This is a genomic window from Psychrobacter okhotskensis, assembly GCF_965638355.1.
Classification (GTDB): domain Bacteria; phylum Pseudomonadota; class Gammaproteobacteria; order Pseudomonadales; family Moraxellaceae; genus Psychrobacter; species Psychrobacter okhotskensis.
Window position 1 is genome coordinate 219,845 of the sequence record NZ_OZ281822.1, and the last position, 19,121, is coordinate 238,965.

Consider the following 19,121-nt stretch of genomic DNA (forward strand, 5'->3'; position numbering starts at 1 on the left):
TTAATGAAACCTCGTAAAATTAAAGACTTTTGTTCAATATTCCAGCGCGTAGTAATATTTGCGCTATTGATACTTTAGTGTATAAGATTGCACCGCCAATTGCATCACCCATCGGCATAAATGCTGTATGCGTTTGTTTAACAAGGCTACAGAACTTAGCATAGCAGCCAATTTAGGGTAGAAAACAGCAGATAAATAAGGAAAAGATAAAAAGGATTTTTATTCATGCAGCTTTTGCTATAATGCCAAACACCATTTATCAACGATTGATACGTCTATGAGTAGCACTGATACCTTAACGCCATCTCAAACCTCGACAAATGCACAGGTTTTGGATGCAACCACACACGCGAATATTCACGACAAGCTTGCTCGCGCGCTTGGCATTAAGACTGCTCAAGTCAATGCGTTTGTCAAACTTTACGATGAAGGCGCGACCGTTCCTTTCATTGCGCGTTACCGCAAAGAAAAAACCCAAAACCTTGACGATGCGCAGCTGCGTGCTTTAGAGAAGTCTCTCAATTATGAGCGCGACATGGCAACGCGTCGCCTCAAAATTACTGAGCTGCTCAGCACGCAGGGCAATTTGACTGACGAGCTACAGACGCGTATCGATAACGCGACGTCCAAGCTTGAGCTTGAAGACATCTACTTGCCTTATCGTCCACGTCGCCGTTCACCAGCTGCCAAAGCACGTGCTGCTGGTCTCGACGTTGCTGCTCAGGCGGTACTGACGCAAGAGATTACCCCAACAGAGGCACTGGCTGACTATCAAGCGCCATCTAGCATCTCTGACGACAGCGGTAACGAGATTGAAGTCGACTTTAGCGATATCGATAAGCAATTGGCGGGCGTGCAAGCCATCATCGTTGATGAGTGGACACAAGCACTAGACTTGCTAGATAATTTACGTAGTGGTTTTGCCAAAACGGCGAGTATCGTATCTGCGGTTGCTAGCGAAGAAAAACGCGAAGTCGGTGAGAAATTCAAAGATTATTTTGAACATAGTGAAAGCCTTGCGCGTCTGCCAAACCATCGTTTATTAGCAATGCTACGTGGTCGCCAAGAGAATGTTTTGGGTCTCAAAATCGAAGGCGAAGATGCCCCCTTTATCGAAAAAACTATCAAGCATTTCGATGTTAATGCCAAAGCACCTGACGCGCGCCGTGAGTTTTTAACAGAAGCCGCTAGTAGCTTATGGAAAGAAAAATGGCGTCCGCATATCGAGCATCGCTTATTGACGGAAAAACGCCTAACTGCTGAAGCTGACGCGATTGATGTGTTTGCCAATAATTTACAGCATTTACTCATGTCAGCACCTGCTGGTCGTAAAGTGATTTTAGGTGTGGATCCCGGCATCCGCCATGGCGTTAAAATGGCGATTGTCGATGCCCAAGGCCATGTCATGCTAGACAGCGAAGACAAGCCTGTCGTCGCAACCGTTTATCCATTCGCCCCTGATAATAAGATGGATGAAGCCAAAAAAGTCATTGATGAATTATTAAGTACTTACAACGTCGATCTAGTCGCTATCGGTAACGGTACGGCGAGCCGTGAAACAGATGCGATGATTAAAGAGATTTTGGCCGCCAATTCTGAATTAAAAGCCAAAGCGGTTATCGTTAATGAATCAGGCGCTTCTGTCTATTCAGCCAGTGAGCTGGCCACTGATGAGCTTGGTAATTTAGACGTATCTGTACGCGGTGCGGTTTCTATCGCTCGTCGCTTGCAAGATCCGTTATCAGAGCTGGTCAAAGTAGATCCAAAAGCCATTGGTGTTGGTCAATATCAACATGATGTCAACCAAAACCAGTTGGCTGATAGCTTGGATAAAGTGACCCAAGATAGCGTGAACGCGGTTGGGGTTGATGTGAATACGGCAAGTCCTGCTATCTTGGCGCATATTGCGGGTTTGAATAAAAATGTCGCCCAGCAAATCGTCACTTATCGTAAAGAGCACGGCGCATTTGATAGCCGTGAGGCGCTCAAAAACGTTCCGCGTTTAGGTGCTAAGACCTTTGAGCAGGCAGCAGGCTTCTTACGCATACATGGTGGTAGTAATCCACTTGACGCGACTGGTGTGCATCCAGAAAGCTATGCGCTGGTCGATAGCTTACTGGCGCAAACCGGTAAAGCATTGCCAGAAGTCATCGGTAACGACGGTGTACTAAACACGCTCGACACCACTGCACTAGCGGCAAATGATGATAATATCAGTGTCAAAGCTATCATCGAAGAGCTTGCCAAGCCTGCACGTGACCCACGTCCTGAGTTTAAAACGGCTAACTTCCGTGAAGACGTTAATAGCATTAAAGATTTAAGCGAAGGCATGCAGCTAGAAGGTGTGGTTACTAACGTGACAGCCTTTGGTTGCTTCGTTGATGTCGGTGTCCATCAAGATGGTCTCGTGCATATCTCACAGATGGCCAATGACTTCGTTGCCGATCCGATGAATCGCGTCAAGCCGGGCGATATTGTCTCAGTGCGTGTCATCTCTATCGACGAAAAGCGTGGTCGCATTGGTTTTAGTATGAAGCCTGAATCTGAAAAGCCCGCGCGTCCAGCAGCGAAGTCGACTGCAGAAGGTACAGATAATGATGAGAAAGCCAGTCGTCCACGTAGTAATCAGGCAAATAGCAATCGCCCAAATAACAGCCGTCCATCAGCGGATAAGCGTCCGTCAAAACCGCGCGGTAATCGTCAAGATAAAGACAGCGCCAATAACCGCAGCAAAGCGCCTAAAGCTGAAAAAGTAGAAGCACCTAGCAAAATGGGTACATTGGGTGCATTGTTGCAAGAAGCAGGCGTCACTAAAACTAAGAAGTAATGGGTTTGGTCAGTTTCTTAAGTTAGTTCTAAATAATTAACAGAAATAACCAATAAAAAAGGCAGCCATTAGGCTGCCTTTTTATTGGAAATATATTTGACAAATACTTTAGCTATAGTCAAAATTTTTTAAAAACACGACGGTATTGCTGATATCAATTTTTTGTCGCCTCTGTCTGCGCAGGCACAGCAAGCAAGAAAAATTGATATCAGCAGTCTAATATTTAAAGATTCGTTCAACAGACTCTAAGGTGCTGTAGTAAATAAATATTACTGCTTTTATCAGTTAGCAGAAGCGCTTATACCGTATTATAGATTTTCTGTTGCTTCTTGGGGAGTTTGTTATAGCTCTTCTTGTGATTCTGACGAAGCTTCTTCTTCCAGCATTGATTCTTCATCTAGCATATATTCCTGTGACATATCTTCTTGTAGGTCTTTTTGTGGCATTGCTTCTTCTGAATCTTGCATGGCTTGTTGTTGCGCTTGCTGCATAGCCTGTTGTTGTGCCTGTTGCTCAGGAGCCATCTGTTGTTGAGTGGCGTTGCTATTTACGCTTGCTCTTGAGATGCGCTGGGTTTCGTTAATCTGAACCGAGTTAGATGGATTTGGTACTGATACATTGGCTGAATTTTCAGCTTCAGTCTCAAGTGTGGTAGTAGCAGCATTTTGCATATCTGCTTGTGCAGTATCAGCAGGTGCAGCCATAGCCAAGCTTGGAATAGTGAGCATAGCGCCAATCAGTAATGATAAAGGTAGAGTACGGTTTTTCATCAGTTTATTCCTCAGTTTGCATTCTCATAGCGTCAGCTCAAAGTATTTCAAACTTGACGCTTATTTGCATGATTTCGTATAGCACAAATTAATGGTGTATTTTGAATCTATATATTTAATATATTTAACATTCAATGTGTAGATAAAACAAAATCATGATAACCATTTGTTGATTATCATGATTGGTGTGGATAAAGAGTTTTATAAAATAATCTAATAAAACTCTAAGCAAGAGAATAGCAACTAAGCGATTATTATTTCAGTAGTACATAGATTAAAAATCTAACAGACGTGCGCTCGCAGGTGACTTTGTGCAACTATTGTATTCTTATTGTCAGGCAAATATATAAAGTTTCTTTACCTTAGCTTTAAACACAGTGACTATTAAATATAGTCATTCCACTATAAAAGTATTACTGCGTTAACCTCGTTTGAAGTACTAAATATACATCTACACTCGGTGGCCTTGTACTACTTTTAAATTAAATCAACTATAAGAATATAATTTACTTGCATCCAAGATTTTTTTTGTAAAAAAATTATTCAACGATGACATATCTACCAGTATTGGGATCGATAACGCGCTGCTGTAAATCGCTATCAGGAACGCGGATGACAGGGAAGGTCTGACTGATTTCAGTATTATCAATCACTTCAGCATCTGCTACCTCGCCAACGATTACAGTACGCCCAGCATCTTCTACCGCAATGGCCGTACCATTTGCTGTATTAACGCGTTTAATTTGATCTTGTGGTGCGATGATGACTTCTTTTACTTTATATTTAGCAGGACGAATAACACGAGTCGTTTCGATAATAACGGGTTCTATACTACGCTCTTCAGTAATGGCAACTTCCGCTTCTAACGCTTCACTTTCCACAGCTTCAGACATAATTGGTGTAGGGAACTTGGCGCCAAAATGATTGTCGCACTGTTGCATACTTAAACGCACAGGATTGCCGTTTTTATCCATGTAGACGTTGACTGGCATATCAGCGGCGATAGCAACATATTTGCCGACCAAAGCGCCGGATACGCCATAGCGACCATTCGATTGTCCCACGCCTAAATCACAAGCACCTGCTGAATAATTGTTAGCATTTAAGTTATTGCTGTCGACGACACTCTGTGGAATCATGACTTCAGATAAGCGCATCTTTTTGACAGAGGCTTCACCAGCTTGGCGTTTGGGGTTTTGATAGGTATAAGGGCTATAAAACTTGGCTGAGCCATCTTGGACAGCAGTGACGCATTCGTCGTAACTGTCATAGCCTACGTTACCGTGATTATCGGTTGTCATTGCAGCATTTGCATGGCTCGCAAGCATGGTTAGACCTGATGTAATAACAGCAACGGTCAATATATTCAATTTCATGGTTACATCCTTTTAATGATTAATAAATGTGTTTGAATTAGTATTATTTCTTATATGGCTTATTTTTATATCAAGTTATTAGGGCGTGTCCTCAATTCAAGCGCTTGTATCTGAATGGGCTAAAAATGGCTAAATTTTGCCAAACATCGTCAAATAGCTGATTAATGTCCCGATATTATTTGCACTATTTTCCTCGTTTGACGGCAGTTTATCTCACTTTTATGACCATTTTTAAAATGAAGACACACCCTAGTAAAACGAATTAGTTTTTAATAAATAACGTCATAATTTTTGATTCGACGTTTCTGCTTTAGTTTTTTATTTTAACGTTTTTAATACTACGTCAGTTGCTAAGACATGGCTGTGACATCAGGCTAAGGATGTGTAGCGTAATGTATAAAAAAAGAGAAAACTGGCAACATTGTTCACCAAAAATGTACGTTATTATTATTCATTAACATCTGCTTGAAAATTTTAAAGAGTTTGTCCATAAAAAAACCGTACCTTGTTACCAAGATACGGTTATTAAAAATACGATCATTAAAAATACGGCTATTCAGATTTTAGTCTTCGTTTATTGACAGTTTGTTAAGTGTCATCTGTAAAGGCTAACCATCGACTACCTCAAAGCTAAGACCTGCATGCGCTTCTAAACGTGTTAGCAGCTTATCACCCATCGCGGCTGCTGGCGTCCAAAACCCGCCACCGACATCATCTTTGCTAATATCTTGCGCTAAGCATAAGGCTGCTTGTGCCAGCATGCGTGACGTACTGCCATAACCAGGATCTTTATCGCCCGTTACTTTGGTGTTGATGGTGTCTTTATTGGCAGTTTTTCCAAAGAGACGAATATCGTAGTAACCGTTATCTTGGTCAGACTTCGACGGCCCAGAGCCAGCTTTTGGTAAGACATGCTTGGACAGCAATTCGCGGCTTGGCTTAATCATCATCGCGGTGGCAAATCCTAACAGTCCAGCGCTCAGTGCATAACTTGACAGTTTGCCTTTTACCCCATCTTTCATCCACATCGCTTCGTCATACTTAAAGTCGCGACCATATTTGTAGCCAAGCAGTTGGTTGCTGCGATGTACAATACGAGTGTTGATGCTTGCCATTACAAACGGGGCCAACCAGCGTTTGTGCTCATTATCGTATTCTGGCTTACTGACATTGGCTTGGCGCACGCTAGGCGCATCTTTATCATCATTGAGCAGATAAGGGTTTGCCACTTGCTTACGACGTGATTTATCTTTTCCTACTTCTTCAAAAATAGTCGCCATTGAGGCAACCGTACCACCAGATAAGCCACCTTTCGCCGCTTTTACGCGCATATGAATGACATCACAAGTGCTATCGAACTGAGCTTCTGCCTGCTGCTGGGTAAAATAAACGCCTAAATCTGACGGAATAGAGTCGAAGCCACAGGAATTGACGATACGAGCACCGCTTTGCTCAGCGGTCTCTTGGTATTTGTCCATCATATCTTTAATAAAGATGGCTTCACCGGTAAGGTCGACATAATCAGTGCCATTTTCGGCGCAAGATTTGACCAACGCCTCGCCATATCTTAAGTAAGGGCCAACGGTTGAGATGATGACTTGCGCCTGCTTGGTCATCTCATCTAGGCTAGCAGCGTCTTTACTATTAGCGATAATAATATCTACTTTGCTCTCAAGCTTGGACTGTAATTCGTTAAGCTTGTCTTCGTCACGACCCGCTATCGCCCACGTGACGTTAGAGCCATCCTTATTTTTGGCATTAGACAAAAAGCTTGTTAAATAATGAGCAGTAATCTGTCCAACAAAACTGGTCGCTCCGTATAAAATAATGGCGTAAGGGCGCTGGTTACTGTTGGTTTGTTTATTATCATCTGCTGCATTCGTATTCTTTGACGTATCCATATTATTAGCCATATTTATTATCCTTAATAAGTGTTTTTCTGCATAATTTAATGCTAGAGCCGATCCGTTATAAAAGTGTTATAGCATTAACCTTGCTTGAAGTAGGGTCTATACATCTGCATTCGATGGCTTCGTACCATTTTTAGATTGAAGCGACTATAAATGAGTGATGGGAATAAAAAAAGATCCATATTTACATATCGTTAAATGGATTCTAAGTCGTCAATCTATTCTAAGGCATAGTAATGGTAAGTAGGAACCAGTTAGTGTGAACTGTCATGGTTTATAGTAAATTATAGGGTGAAAATGCTCGGAGTTGAGTGATACCTCACCATCTCTACACATAAGTGCTGCAAAGCCAAGCAAAAATGTCTAAATATTAAGATTTGCTACAAAGATTACATAACCTACCGACATTATTACTAAAATGAACGTTTTTTGGCGAAAAATATTGCTAATCTATCCCCATACACAGTTGTAAATAGTATTAAAAAAACAACAACTTAAATGGACATTAGATGAAGTAAGACGAATATTAGCAAGGATCATTTTTTAGGTCTGATATTTGTCCTTTTATCTGATTTTTGATAATTATTGAGGAGAAGGTTATGTTTCGTTGGGCTATTATATTTGCAGTAATCGCAGTATTAGCAAGTTTCCTAGGTTTCGGTAATATTGCCGGTTTAACTAAGGAAATAGCTTATGTATTCTTAATAGTAGCTGTAATATTAGTTATTGTGGCGTTTGTCAGTCGTAGAACTTAATGACAATCTTACCTAAATAATTTCCATGAAAAAGTCCTCAATTGAGGACTTTTTTTATGGAAATTATTTACTAATTTTTTTGCTTCACATATTGAGTCAATGAACATGACTTAATAAAGAATACGTCCAAATGTATTACAAGCGTTTGGGTTGAATAATATGTTCCATTCGTTTGGCCAAACGAATATCAAGACTGGTGATACCGCCCGTATCATGCGTGGTTAGGCGTACGTCTACAACATTATAAACATTGTGCCATTCAGGGTGATGTTCGAGCGCTTCGGCATGAAATGCGGCTTGGTTCATAAAACTGATGGCCTCAATAAAGTCATTAAATTCATAGCTTTTAATAATGCTGTTGCCGTCACGCTGCCAGCCAGCTAAGTCTTCTAGCTGTAAGTCAATTTGTTTGTCAGATAAACTACTCATGGTGGTCTCCCTTATTATTATGTTGGATGATTTGGTCGAGTTTTTATTAACTTTCATTATTTAATGGATTGATAAAAATTCTAATAAGTGCGCTAGCAACTTTATACTCTAAATAGGACAAAAAACCCACCTATATTCGATATCTTGTCATATATTTAAAAATAAATACATGATTGCAGACAGCAAATAAATAGGAGGGTAGTGTGGTAGCAATTGTTAGATCTTAATATAGTTAACCCTATATAGTAGGCTCTAAATAAAATAGGTACAAAGTGTCATAACGCGGAACTGAGACAAATTTTCCTTGCTTGCTGTGTCTACGCTGACAGAGGCTGCAAAAAATGTATCTCAGTTCCGCTGTCTTATTTTTGAATTGAACGGACTATAAGAGAGCCAGTTATACCAAATCTTGATACTCGGGATGCTTGCTTATATAAGAGGCAACAAATGAGCATTGTGGTACGACTTTTTTACCCTGTTCGCGTGCATAGTTCAAGGCATGTTTGACCAGACCAGAACCAACACCGCGCCCGCCCAATTCTTGCGGTACGATAGTATGGTCGTAGATTAGTTTATCATCGTGTTCCTGATAGCTGAGATAGCCAGTATGACCATCAATTGAGGTCTCAAAACGTTTAGCTTGGTCATCATGGACAATATCTAATGGTTTTTTTTCAGTATTATCGTTCATATATCACTCCATTATTATGATTTTTCTAAAAGGCTAATGTGTCGTTTTTATATTATGGGACATTATCCGTTGTTACACCAGTCATGTACGACTGCTTATGGTAAACACAGATAGGTAAAATGTTACCGTTAATATTATATGAGCGCTACAGACAAAGTTTTTACCATAATTTTTATAACATTTACTTGGAATAAAATAAGGCTTGTTGCACGACAGGTGGCAGATATTTGCTTAAGCCGCGCATAAGTGGTTCATCTTTTGGCGTTGTAACATTACTTGTATGCGCTGGCACGTTAGATTGCGCTTGCAAATGTGCCTGCCACTCTTCTGCACTTGGTTTGCTAAAATGCTTGATACGACCCAGTACTTGTTTGAATTGGCGACCAAAGCGACCCGTGTTATAAGACAAGCCATACTTTTGGCATATTGCCTGTACTTGGGGCGCGATACGCGCGTAATGGCGAGCAGGCATATCAGGGAAGATATGATGCTCGATCTGATGTGACAAGTTACCCGTTAAAAGATGAAACCATTTGCTGCCTTGAATGTTACTAGAGCCAAGGATTTGGCGCACATACCAGTCGCCTTTGCTTTCATTATCAGCCAGATGGGTATAGATATGCGCCTGTTCGGTAAAGTGACCACAAAATATTACTGCCCACGTCCAAATATTGCGAGCGACATTGGCTGTAAGGTTACCACTCAGCGTCGTCATCGCACTACGGCGACCGAAAGCTAAGCCAGCCAGCGTCGGAAAAACAAGATGATCTTTGCCCACTTGCCGGGCGATTTTACTCAGTAACGCATGAGACTTTGGCTGCATGATCTCTGTTAGCTGTGGCGACTCTGCATATTCGTCAACGCTGATTTGGATGTCATGAAAAGCCACCGCCCACTCAAATCCCAATGCCAATATCATGGTCTTCAGTAAATTATAACGGTCGCTTGGCGTCCAAGGCTGTTCATCAGTTACCCGAATCAAATGATAACCAACGTCGTGATCGCGCCCAACAATATTCGTATAAGTATGATGCAGGTAGTTATGCGAATGCTGCCAGAGCGGCGCTGGACAAACGATGTCCCAATCAAACTGCTTACTATTCAGATGCGGATGCTGCATCCAGTCATATTGACCATGCATGACATTATGACCAAGCTCCATATTATTTAAAATTTTGCTAAAACTTAATAGGGAAGTGCCCAGTAACCAAGTGACTACTCTACTTTGTCGTGATGACAGTCGACCTGACACAGCGAGTAGACCACGGGCCAGTATTTCACTATAGACGACGGTGCTATAAACGCGCTGAATATAGCGAGCGTCATCAGCGCCCAGTGAGTCCATCACGCTCTGATACAGCGTGTTTAGCTCAGCAGCCAAGGCTTCTGTACGCGCTGTTGGTAATTGTGCGCCGCTCAGGGTTGGATATAAACCTTGTTTTGGCGATAGATTCGTTAAACCAGCAAATGTAGGCACGGCAGACTGGGCGGTGAACATAGGCGGTAATAAGCGCATAAATAGTCCTTAACCGAGACTGCTTAGGGTGTCAGACGACAGCGCCGGTTTTATGATTCAAGTGGGCTTTAGCATATAATATGCTAAAGCGTTAAGCTATCTAAATCTGGTACAAGTTGCTGTATTTTATTTAGTTTACTTAGGGCATGTCCTCAATCTGAACGAACCTGCCTAAATGGTCTAAAAATGGCTAAATCTTGCCAAACTGCGTCAAATAGCTAGTCAATATTTCGATATTATCTGCGCTATTTTCCTTATTTACCTGCACTTTATCTCATTTTTATCGCCATTTTCAAAATGAGAACACGCCCTAATTAATCAGTAATAATAACAAGAAAATCGTATTTAATTTTGAGTTTGCAAGGTTTTTTCTACACTATAAACCGTGAGTGGAGGCGTACCAACACCTAATAGCTATCTAATAAAAGAAGCCTGCTTTATACATCCAAAATGACGTCTGTCATCGGGATATTGATACAGGTCTGAATAGATTCAACACCATGACTGCTTAGCTTGCCCGTTTGGATATTTTTGACGACACCGCTGATTTTTTGGCAGCGACACAGTTGACAGATTCCTTGTCTACAACCATAGCTCAGTCTGATACCTGCTTGCTCCGCGCCCAAGAGTAAAGTGGTGCCACTACTAAACTGCTGCTGTCGTCCACGTAAATAGACCGTTTGCACTGCTATATCAGCCGTTTCCTCATTTGTACCAAGGCTCATATCAGAATCAGGCAATGCAGTGCCAAACCGTTCGACAATCACGTTATCTCGCAGCGAGCGCTTAGGTGCTAGAGTTTGGTTATCTGAAGGCAGGTTTAACGTCTCTAGAGCACGGTAGAGCCCTGCCAATAACGAGGATGAGCCGCAGGCGAATATCGTTGACTCTGCTAGTGACAACGGCAGCAGTGATAAGGTGTCTACGTCTAAGTGTCGCGAGCCTGCTAGCTGGCTACTGTAGTTATTTGGGTCAGCGGTATTCACCATATAGTAAGCAAAATAGGGATAGGCAGTTGCTAAGTGTTGCCAGTAAGCTTGGAAAGGTGATTTTGCCAATGACGTACGGTGATAATATAACAAAGTGACAGTGCGGCTTTGTGCTAATGCTTGGGTAATCAATCCTAACATCGGGGTAATACCGCTACCACCAGCGATAAATAATAACGGCGATTGCTTAGAGCGTGACAGCTCACTTTTCTGTTTGGTTAATTTTGCTGATGTATCCGCCAAGGTAAAATCACCGCTTGGCAAGCTACTATCGAATACCGTACCAAGTGGCGCTTGTTGAGTCAGATAGTCTGAAACCAACCCTTGCGGTTTGATGGCAATAGTAACGGTGGCACATAAATTATTGCTGGCACTGTCATTAACGGCATTTTTAGCGTTGTTATCAAAGATAGCGTCGTGCAAATCTGCTGGCTGCGGAAACATCCCAACCAGTGAGTAGCTGCGCTGATGGTTGATACCTTCGATAGGCACAGTCAGATGAATATGTTGCCCGCCGTGCCAGCTATCATCGATAGTAAATGCTAGACGTTTAAAGGCCTGATTGGCTTCAAACTTTAGCGCGACCAATTCCTCGTTGATCGTCTGTCGCGCAATAAGGCGTAGTTTGGGCGTGGTCAACGACCAAAACGGATGCAAGCGCGACCCAACAAAATCAACGAACGCGCGTTGGATAATCTCAGGGCGGTAGCCGGTCGTCATAGAATACCTTTTATCATATGCTTTTCAATCATTGTAAAGTCGTGCGTTTGACTGCTCACTTAACTGCTTTTGCCGTCGCTTTTATCAGCGCTTATACATATTAGAACAGATAAAAAAACTCTACAATTATTAAAATATTTTATTAAGAATATCTAATATCTTAACGGCTATTCATTAATTTTGCGAAAAATTTGCTGCAACTTTTTGTGAGGTTTATAAAACAGAAGCGTATCAGGATAATAGAATTGTTTTTCAATCTAGAGCTTATACTGACTATTACAGGATGCATTTAAGCAAATAATCTTGTGCTTATAGGCGTAAAAATATGAAATCGATGCCAAAGCGTGCTAAAAGCTGCTAAAGCCATCTACCAGCTTGCAGGGTATGCGCCACAATGCGATAATGGCCTATAATTTGTAACCCTGATTTTGAGGCGCAGCATGCTTGGCATCATTGCTAAGTCTGATTTGTTGGCCTCTTCTATGCAGTCTATCGGAGTGTTAATGGCTCAATATATTTACACGATGAACAACGTGTCAAAACTTGTTCCACCTAAGCGTGAAATCCTAAAGAACATCAACCTATCGTTTTTCCCTGGCGCCAAAATCGGTGTACTCGGTATCAATGGGTCTGGTAAATCAACCTTGCTACGCATCATGGCGGGCGTAGATACAGAGTTTAGCGGCGAAGCACGCGCGCAAACGGGCACCAAGATTGGCTATCTGCCGCAGGAACCACAGCTTGATGACAGTAAAGATGTCCGTGGTAATGTCGAAGATGGTATGCGTGAAGCCTTAGATGCGCTGGCACGCCTTGATGCGATTTATGCAGAATACGCTGAACCAGATGCAGACTTTGATAAGCTTGCTGAAGAGCAAGGCAAGATGGAAGACATCATCCAAGCATGGGATGCGCATAACTTAAATACCCAGCTTGAAAAAGCGGCTGATGCATTGCGTCTACCGCCTTGGGATGCTGACGTTAGCAAACTGTCTGGTGGTGAAAAACGCCGTGTGGCGCTGTGTCGTTTACTATTGTCACGCCCAGATATGCTGTTACTTGACGAACCGACTAACCATTTGGACGCCGAATCTGTCGCGTGGCTAGAGCAGTTCCTACAGAACTACAGCGGTACTATCGTGGCTATTACCCATGACCGTTATTTCTTGGATAACGTTGCTCAGTGGATCTTGGAGCTGGATCGTGGCCATGGCTATCCGTACGAAGGCAACTATACCGAGTGGCTCGAGCAAAAGAACACCCGTCTAGAGCAGCAGAACAAGCAAGAAGAATCCTTTGCTAAAGCGCTGAAAAAAGAGCTTGAGTGGATTCGTAAAAACCAAAAAGGCCAACAAGCCAAGTCGAAATCTCGTGTACAGCGCTTTGAAGAGCTGAACTCAACAGAGTTCCAGCAGCGCAATGAGACGGCTGAGATTTATATTCCACCTGGTCCACGTTTGGGTAACAAGGTTATTGAGATTAATGACATCTCTAAATCATTTGGCGATCGCTTGCTCTATGAAAACCTAAGTTTTAACGTCCCAGCAGGTGCTATCGTTGGTATCATTGGTCCAAATGGGGCGGGTAAAACCACACTATTTAACATGATTACTGAACGTGATACGCCAGATACTGGAACCGTTGATTTGGGTGAAAGTGTCAAAGTCGCTTATGTTGGTCAGGTACGTGACAACTTAGACGACAGTAAAACCGTTTGGGAAGAAGTGTCTGACGGTCTTGATATTATTACGGTTGGCGATTACACCACGCCAAGTCGTGCTTATATCGGTCGCTTTAACTTCAAAGGCTCAGACCAGCAAAAACACGTTGGTCAATTATCAGGTGGTGAGCGTAACCGCTTGCAGCTTGCTAAGACACTAAAACAGGGTGCAAACGTCTTGCTCCTTGATGAACCATCAAACGATTTGGATATCGAAACCTTACGTGCGCTAGAGGATGCAATTCAAGTATTCCCAGGCACGGTCATGGTCGTCTCGCATGATCGCTGGTTCCTTGACCGTATCGCCACCCATATTTTGGCATTCGAAGAAGAAGGTCCAATTTGGTTCGATGGTAACTACTCTGAGTTTGAGACTTATCGTAAAAAGACCATGGGTGATGCTGCCACTCCTAAGCGTATGAAGTATAAAAAGATTTCTACCTAGAACCTTTGTTTATCATAAGAGTTTTTAGACAATAATTTTAGACATAAAAAAAGACCTCTAATTAATTAGAGGTCTTTTTTTATTGTAATGAAGAATTTTATAAAGCTATACTATGATCATTTGCCTTATAAGGTTTCACAAATGAATTCTACTCAACAAATTGTCTTAAGTGAATTAATTAGACGAGAGAATTTTGATCCTTTTTATACTCCTATGACTACTGCTACCGCTACCATGCTAGAAGTTCTTGAAGAGCTATTTAAAGTAGACTCAGACTTATCTAGCATTGCTTATCGGTCACAATTGATTAAGTGTCGACTAGACTATAGCTTACTAAGTCTCAAACGACTTGATAAGTTCGTTATAGCGTTACGTCAGCATCGTAATATTGAGTATTTAGAACTTGCAGACGTACCTCCTATTAGAAGGTTGTTCTTGTGTTTAACTGCTTATGTAGGCGAAGTGTTTTCTAGGGCTAGAGGACAAGCAGCATTATGGTTTGCTCTAGATGAAATTAATAATTTTTCTAGTTTAAATAAATTAGCAGAAAACAATTTCCCAGATATTTGGAAAGCAATAGGACTTTATTCAGAAAATGTGGAAATACCAGAAATCGAAAGATCTTTCTTAGTTTTGTTCAGTTCCGATAAGAAGTTTATCAACAAGGAAAATATTGGATACTTTTTGCCCGCAAAAACTATTTACGAAAACCTATTTGGTAACCCGATAACACAGATATATGATTATGTTCTTAATTACCTTGACGCAGTTAATGCAATTATTCCAGAAGAAAGTATTATTCCAGAAATATCAAAAGTGTTCGTGGAAGCAGGCTTGCAAGAGAATATAAATAACCTATTACCACAACAGCGCTATTATTTACAAATTAAAAAGCCTAATTGGCTAAATGAGGATGATGCACTCTATCCTCAAATATCAAACCTTCAAAACTTATATAAAAGTGGAAAGGTAATATGGGCGGTATTAATACAAGCAAATAAACAGTTGTTTAACACTATAAAAAATAATGAACCTAATGGATATCCAGCCGAAATAATATATGATCCAACTGGGAGAACACATTTAACAGAGCTATTAAACTATAAGGCTAAAGTTAATGAGTCAGATAACACGTTTTTAGATAATTATTTATTACCCATAAAAAAAACATCCATTCTGGTTTGGCGACTTCATTTACCAAATGGTCTTTTATCAATGGATATATTTCCAATTATAATTAGTGAAAAGAATGAAGATATTATTACGCTACTTCCTGCTAGATTTTGGAATGATGAGTTTGTTCAAGCTTGGTTATCTACAGCAGCTAAAACCCATAGTAAGAAAGACTTTAACTTATCAGCTAGACTGCATAAAAAGGAAAGTGACAGATTACCTGCTTGGACTTTATCGAACACAATTTCGATAGAAGAATTAACCTCAAATAAACTTTACCCCGATTTGCTCACTTTATTTCCTGAGCATCAATTTACTCCAAAACAATCTGACAAAAATGATGATTCTAATATATTAATTACCTTACCTAGAAAAGAAGATTTTTTCACTTTTAATAGTGGGGTGAGCGCCAAGATACAAACAGATGAAAACTCTAGGAGTCATGATAAACCACTGGAACTATCATTAGAACAAGATTTAATCCATCCTACAACGTTGAACTTAGAAAATAGAGAAAGCCTCAGAACACAGGAAAGCCAATTAGACTACGAGGTAAAAAGTTTAATTCAGGAAATCGAAAGATATGAGCGAAATAATACAAGTATTATGGATATCATTAGTAAATATCCGTTACTGCTAGTATTCATCTCAATGTTAGTTATTTTTGTAGTTAGAAAAATATTCAATATATAAAATATTCTCTCCAAAAAAAAGAGCCTCCTAGCGAAGCTCTTCTCCTATTAAACCAATAAACCTCTAACGCTTGCGCCCAAATTTACGCTGCTTCTTATTACTAATCTCAGTAATCGCATGAGTGATTTCCTCTTCATCTAAGCTGGCCACTTGCTGTAATATTTGCATCATATCAGGGCTGAGCACGTATTTGGCATGATGGGCAATGTCGTTGATACGCTGATCAAAAGTCAACACACCCGTCTCATCATCTTTTTGCAAATAATCTAGACGGGTCAAGGCACTAATAAAGCTGGTGAATAAGGCGCGGTCAAAGAAATCAGGAATATCATCAGCATATAAGACGGACAAGCGCTGCCCAAGTAGATGACACAAATCAACCACTTCGTTTTCGGTCAAATTGCCCGAGCCTTGCTGAGCCAAAAGCGCAAGCGTCATAAAGTAACGCTCAAGGCTTTGTTCGACAGGCGTCGCGAGTACCTGTAGCTGCTGATAGCATTTACTATTAGACTCAGGAACGCTAAGCACACCATCGCCCAACTCGACGATCAGTCCATGACTGAGCAGGTTGTCCACTTTTTTATTGAGCGTTTCGGCTAGGCCATGCGCTGGGTAGTATAAAAACAGCTCACTTTGTAAAAACGGATATAACTGCTCGGCAATGCTATTGAGACGACTGCGTTCGATACGACCGTTACGGGCAACCAAAGCGGCTAGGAATGACAGCAGAATAAAGACATGCAAAATGTTATTACGGAAGTAGCTGAGCAGGGCGGCTTGTTTGCCAGCGACTTGAATGATATCCCCTAAAATATGCGGGATACGCTCGATAAGCTTGAGCTTAACCCCATAATCGATGATTTGCTGTGGTGACATATCAGTGACCACCGTATCATCAGAGTAGGGCAGCTGCTGAGCCAGACCTTGATATAGGGCGATTTGCTCACGGCAGATATCTTCATCGAGCGCCGCTTTTGGTGCTGATAGCAGGACTAATGACAATAGTGACACCGGAGTGACGACGGCGGCTTTATTGATATGCTGCATCACTTTGACGCCGATGTTATCGACCATCGCGCCGGTTTTTTCATCGAGTGGGGTATCCGTGCGATCACTAGGTAAGCTGTTGGCGGGTACATCAAATTTTTGCATAAAGTCGCTAAGGTGTAGCGGTGTGCCAAAGCTCAAATGCACGTTACCAAAAATACGCTCAATCTTACGCCCAACTTTGAGTAAGCCTATTAACGACTCAGATTCTTTTGGCTTGCCTTTTAGCTCACCAACATAGGTGCCGCCTTCCATGATGCGCTCATAACCGATATAAGTCGGGATGAAGACTACTGGCTTATTGGTTTGGCGTAACTGACTGTGTACCGTCATGGCCAGCATACCCATCTTCGGTGGTAATAGACGCCCTGAGCGTGAGCGCCCGCCTTCGATGAAGTATTCAATTGGGGTATTACGGGTAATAAGCGTATGCATATACTCACGGAGTACGGCGGTATAAAGCGCATTACCACGGAAGCTTCGACGAATATAAAACGCCACCGCGCCGCGCAACAGTGGGCCTAAGATGGGCACATCTAAGTTATCACCTGCTGCAACATAAGGAATGCTCAGGCCACGTTTATAAATGACATAAGACAGTAGAAGGTAATCGACATGACTACGATGACAAGGGACATATACCAGCTCGTAGTCGGTGGCAAGCTCGCGTACACGCTCGAAGTGATGGACTTCTACACCGTCATAGAGCTGCGTCCATAGCCATGTCAAAAATTTATAAAAACCGCGTATGATAGAGTGCGAGTAGTCATTGACCATCTCGTTTGCATAGCCCTTGGCAAGGATACGGGCATCACGAACATTGGTGCCTGACGCTTTGGCCTCAGCTTCTATCGCATGCTTAATCGCTGGTGAATATATCAGCTTATCCACCAAGTTGCGCCTGTCTGATAAATCAGGACCAAGCATGCTGGCCCGCTGTTTATCTAGGTAAATATTAAGCTGTTGTTGCAGCATGCGCACCAATTCACGATTGCCATCGGCAGCCGCGACTAACGCATAATTCGCTACGGTAGTGGTCTCATTTGTGCTATCAGCAGTTGAATGGCTCGAATCAGTTGAATCAGTGGCAGTAGAATCAAAGACAGCGGGGCCTTCTCCATGACCTTGGAGATTGTCATTGATAAGGGTGCGCAAGTCTTGCGGTGGGTGGAACTGGACAAAGGTATCGCGTCCCATCACTCCGATATTAAATAACTGCTTGGTGATGCTAGGGTCTTCCCAGTTATCAGCGGTCAATAGCTTAAAGAGGGAGTCTTCTTTTTCGGGTGCGCGTCCCCACAGGATAGAGACGGGCACTAAACGAACCTTTAACTCTGGATGTTGTAAAACGGCAGACACCAAGCGTGATAGTCGTGGCGACAGCTGACTGTCTTTAGAATGTGGATGGTGCAAAAATATAATGGCCGCGTTTTCTTTAATGTTATGGGCGACATCATTCACCCCGACCAATGCTGGTGGTAGGTTGTGCTCTTGCGTCTGCAAGTCGATCAAAATACTGTTGGAGCGCGAATAATCTTGCAGCACATAAAATCTGAGCGTCTGATCATCCGTATCAAACTCCGGCAATTCGCCCAACAGCTTCGGCTTAACGGCGACATCGAGTAGCTGACCCGATACCTTACGATAGAGCTGATTGATGGGCGCATTCGAGTAAGGCTTGGTAACGACTGGCTCGCCGTCAGTTATTGCATCGTTGTCTGTCGCTGACTGGCTATCGGCCGTGACTGGCGCTTTAAAAATCCGTTTTTTTAGGAACTTATTCTTTAAGAAACTGGGTATCATAATGGGTATCAAAATTAGTGAAATGTATTACTCTTATGATGCCATAAAAGCCATCAAAGCGATATATTATGTCTGTATATACTGCTAATATTAATACGAATCGGTAATTATTTTGTGAGTGAAATGCCGCTTAAAAGGCTCAATTATTTGAAGTCTAAAGGCTTTAGCGTAATAATATAATAGCGTCAGCGAGCATGAATGAATATTCAGACCAGTCTGTACACGCACTCACTGCTGTTAAACAAATCTCCTTCAAA

The 19,121-nt window shown here is 41.9% G+C and carries 12 protein-coding genes; 4 read left to right on the forward strand and 8 right to left on the reverse strand.

Going from position 1 to position 19,121, the window contains the following annotated elements; all coding sequences use genetic code 11:
* Positions 1–277: 277 nt before the first annotated feature.
* Positions 278–2,827 carry a Tex family protein gene (locus tag ACSUPM_RS00915; protein WP_101212163.1) on the forward strand — a complete coding sequence of 850 codons (2,550 nt, stop codon included), beginning with the start codon at positions 278–280 and terminating at the stop codon, positions 2,825–2,827.
* A gap of 341 nt (positions 2,828–3,168) precedes the next feature.
* Here ACSUPM_RS00915 and ACSUPM_RS00920 read toward each other — a convergent pair whose 3' ends face one another.
* From ACSUPM_RS00920 to ACSUPM_RS00930, 3 genes are all read right to left on the reverse strand, one after another.
* Positions 3,169–3,597, reverse strand: a complete 429-nt coding sequence (locus ACSUPM_RS00920) for a hypothetical protein (protein WP_201582495.1) — start codon at positions 3,595–3,597, stop codon at positions 3,169–3,171.
* Positions 3,598–4,136: 539 nt separating this feature from the next.
* Complete coding sequence (locus ACSUPM_RS00925) at positions 4,137–4,973, reverse strand: hypothetical protein (protein WP_173239579.1); 837 nt, start codon at positions 4,971–4,973, stop codon at positions 4,137–4,139.
* A 608-nt stretch (positions 4,974–5,581) separates the two neighbouring features.
* Complete coding sequence (locus tag ACSUPM_RS00930; RefSeq protein WP_201582494.1) at positions 5,582–6,886, reverse strand: saccharopine dehydrogenase family protein; 1,305 nt, start codon at positions 6,884–6,886, stop codon at positions 5,582–5,584.
* A 596-nt stretch (positions 6,887–7,482) separates the two neighbouring features.
* On the opposite strand from ACSUPM_RS00930, the gene ACSUPM_RS00935 reads away from it, so the two are divergent.
* Positions 7,483–7,638: a DUF1328 domain-containing protein gene (locus ACSUPM_RS00935; protein WP_201566274.1), complete on the forward strand. Its 156-nt coding sequence runs from the start codon at positions 7,483–7,485 to the stop codon at positions 7,636–7,638.
* A 135-nt stretch (positions 7,639–7,773) separates the two neighbouring features.
* On the opposite strand, the gene ACSUPM_RS00940 is transcribed toward ACSUPM_RS00935, so the two are convergent.
* The 4 genes from ACSUPM_RS00940 to ACSUPM_RS00955 form a co-directional block, all read right to left on the reverse strand.
* Positions 7,774–8,067, reverse strand: a complete 294-nt coding sequence (locus ACSUPM_RS00940; protein ID WP_025651109.1) for a 4a-hydroxytetrahydrobiopterin dehydratase — start codon at positions 8,065–8,067, stop codon at positions 7,774–7,776.
* Positions 8,068–8,464: 397 nt separating this feature from the next.
* Entirely contained in the window at positions 8,465–8,758 is a 294-nt protein-coding gene (locus tag ACSUPM_RS00945) for a GNAT family N-acetyltransferase (protein ID WP_025651108.1), read from the reverse strand.
* A 181-nt stretch (positions 8,759–8,939) separates the two neighbouring features.
* Positions 8,940–10,274 carry a fatty acid desaturase family protein gene (locus ACSUPM_RS00950; protein WP_025651107.1) on the reverse strand — a complete coding sequence of 445 codons (1,335 nt, stop codon included), beginning with the start codon at positions 10,272–10,274 and terminating at the stop codon, positions 8,940–8,942.
* Positions 10,275–10,711: 437 nt separating this feature from the next.
* Complete coding sequence (locus tag ACSUPM_RS00955; protein ID WP_436880095.1) at positions 10,712–11,983, reverse strand: flavin reductase family protein; 1,272 nt, start codon at positions 11,981–11,983, stop codon at positions 10,712–10,714.
* 503 nt (positions 11,984–12,486) lie between these two features.
* On the opposite strand from ACSUPM_RS00955, the gene ettA reads away from it, so the two are divergent.
* Entirely contained in the window at positions 12,487–14,148 is a 1,662-nt protein-coding gene (gene ettA, locus ACSUPM_RS00960; protein WP_101212169.1) for an energy-dependent translational throttle protein EttA, read from the forward strand.
* Positions 14,149–14,289: 141 nt separating this feature from the next.
* Positions 14,290–16,014, forward strand: coding sequence for a hypothetical protein (locus ACSUPM_RS00965; RefSeq protein WP_025651104.1), 1,725 nt, complete (start codon positions 14,290–14,292; stop codon positions 16,012–16,014).
* 63 nt (positions 16,015–16,077) lie between these two features.
* Here ACSUPM_RS00965 and plsB read toward each other — a convergent pair whose 3' ends face one another.
* Complete coding sequence (gene plsB, locus ACSUPM_RS00970; protein WP_436880096.1) at positions 16,078–18,864, reverse strand: glycerol-3-phosphate 1-O-acyltransferase PlsB; 2,787 nt, start codon at positions 18,862–18,864, stop codon at positions 16,078–16,080.
* Positions 18,865–19,121 lie beyond the last annotated feature (257 nt).